The sequence below is a fragment of the Mesorhizobium sp. M7A.F.Ca.CA.003.01.2.1 genome, from assembly GCF_003998945.1.
GTDB classification, from domain to species: domain Bacteria; phylum Pseudomonadota; class Alphaproteobacteria; order Rhizobiales; family Rhizobiaceae; genus Mesorhizobium; species Mesorhizobium ciceri.
Genome location: NZ_RZRA01001203.1, coordinates 1 through 1,360 on the forward strand (window position 1 = coordinate 1; position 1,360 = coordinate 1,360).

1 protein-coding gene and 2 pseudogenes are annotated in these 1,360 nt (G+C 64.6%); 1 reads left to right on the forward strand and 2 read right to left on the reverse strand.

Annotated features, from left to right (window positions below; translation table 11 throughout):
* Positions 1–117 precede the first annotated feature (117 nt).
* A pseudogene (locus tag EN969_RS31195) lies at positions 118–282 on the forward strand (phosphate acyltransferase); the annotation flags it as partial.
* Between the two features lie 33 nt (positions 283–315).
* On the opposite strand, the gene EN969_RS31200 reads toward EN969_RS31195, so the two are convergent.
* Both EN969_RS31200 and EN969_RS36395 read right to left on the reverse strand, forming a co-directional pair.
* Positions 316–1,017 (reverse strand): antitoxin Xre/MbcA/ParS toxin-binding domain-containing protein, encoded by a 702-nt coding sequence (locus tag EN969_RS31200; RefSeq protein ID WP_063169907.1) that lies wholly within the window; start codon positions 1,015–1,017, stop codon positions 316–318.
* A gap of 239 nt (positions 1,018–1,256) precedes the next feature.
* Positions 1,257–1,360: pseudogene (locus EN969_RS36395) on the reverse strand (adenosine kinase); the annotation flags it as partial.

Below are 1,360 nucleotides of genomic sequence, written 5' to 3' on the forward strand. Positions count from 1 at the left end.
GTCTGGCTGCGCGCGGCAAGGTGAGAGAACTCAGTTGCTCTCGCGTCAAATTATACCGGCAGGGCTTCGGCCACCTTCTTTCGGTTTCGCCTAAGACTGATGTCGTCGGCGATCTGCTCGGCCTCGATTTCGACCAAGATGTTGCAGGAACTCGGCGGCTCGACGGTGATCGGGCCGCTGCTGGTCGGCCTGAACAAGCCGGTTCAGATCGTGTCGCTGAATGCCAAGGACAGCGATATCGTCAACATGGCGGCGATCGCGGCGTACACGGCGGGGACTTGAGGGGCTGGCCTCAGCGGTGAGTCCGCGAGGCGTTCAGCCCGGCGCGAATACGCGCGCGGCCTCGACGACCTCGTCCACCTGATCCTGCCGCAGCAAGTCGATCGGGACGCGGCCGTCGAGCTGCGCCGAGGGCCGCGTCAGCCACAGCCATGCGAGCCTCGGATTGGTGATCAGGGATAGCACGTCGCGAATGCCTGCAACCGGCCGGCCGTCGACGAACTGCGCCAGCGGGAAGACATGTTTGCGGCCGCCCTTGCGCAAGGCGATGACCTCACCCCGCCGCTGCCAGCGGTGCAGGGTCGAGCGGGCGATGCGCAGATGCTCTTCCAGATAGGTCGAACCGGCGACGCGGCCGGCCCAGTCCTCGATCAGCATCGATTCGAGATCGTCGGACTTTGGCAGCGAAGGAGGCTCGACATCGGCCAACGGGGTCGTCGGCGGATTTGTCACGCCGGCAATACCGGCTTCGCTGCGGCGCGCGGCTTCCGCCGCCAGCGCGCGCACGAATTTCGACGCCAGGCCGGGCAGGTCGGCATGGATGGCGTCGATGGCGCGCCGGTGCTTCGGTGACAGCAAGGTGACGGCGGACGCTATGCTGCCGGCGATCTTGCCGACCGAGACCATGGTGGGCTTGTTGATGGCCTCGTCATAGTGGGCAAGTGCACGTTCGACGTCTTCCGCGACCATCTCCGCGAAGTCGTCCTGCTTGAGGCCCTGGATTTGAAATCTGTTCATGCATCTGTCTTCTGGCCGCGCGCTCCCCCTCAGCTGCGGCCGATTGTTGAACTTCTAGTGCGGAAAACGGAAATCGCGGCGGCAACGAATCCTGCCGCCCGACAGCATGCTGTCCAGCATTTCTTGACACCCCAACTGACTGAGGGCGCACCGAAATGTCAGTCGCGGGACGCCCAGATTGCGTGTAGGTGCGATGTATGACAACTGCGCGACGGTGAGGGGCGGCAGCTTGACGGTTGTTAAAGCAATCCCGCCTGCTCAGCCTCGCGGCGCAGATTCTGCCGGGGCCTGGGGCCGATCTGCTGGATCACCAATCCGGCCGCCAGTGAGCCAAGGTCGCCGC